This is a genomic window from Pseudomonas sp. HY2-MNA-CIBAN-0224 (genome assembly GCF_040310285.1).
Taxonomy (GTDB): domain Bacteria; phylum Pseudomonadota; class Gammaproteobacteria; order Pseudomonadales; family Pseudomonadaceae; genus Aquipseudomonas; species Aquipseudomonas helleri.
In genome coordinates, this window is the sequence record NZ_JBEOPQ010000468.1 from 1 (window position 1) to 276 (window position 276).

The 276-nt window shown below is 47.1% G+C and carries 1 protein-coding gene; it reads right to left on the bottom strand.

Annotation, left to right across the window (positions count from 1 at the left end):
- On the bottom strand, nt 1-241 hold a 241-nt coding region (locus tag AAEZ03_RS27195; RefSeq protein ID WP_350582943.1), incomplete at its 3' end, for a neutral/alkaline non-lysosomal ceramidase N-terminal domain-containing protein.
- Nucleotides 242-276: the final 35 nt, after the last annotated feature.

The following is a 276-nucleotide window of genomic DNA, read 5'->3' on the forward strand; positions in this document are numbered from 1 at the left end:
GCTTTGAGTTGGCATTGCCGCCTGCCGCCAGCACATCACCCTCATCAGCATTGGCAAAAGCGGCGACAAACGGCTTGTCTGAATTTTTACCAAAAATCTTTTCAGCGCCGCGCTGAGCAAAACCTTTATTGTCAGCGCTTAGATGCATAAACTGATTACTAAAACTGGTTGGATGCAGTGCAAACCAATTAATCAGACCTACTGGCGTGCCATCGGCAGCATTCAGGCGCAGCTGAGTCATGGTCTCGTTAACATTACTATCAAAGTCTTTTGCAT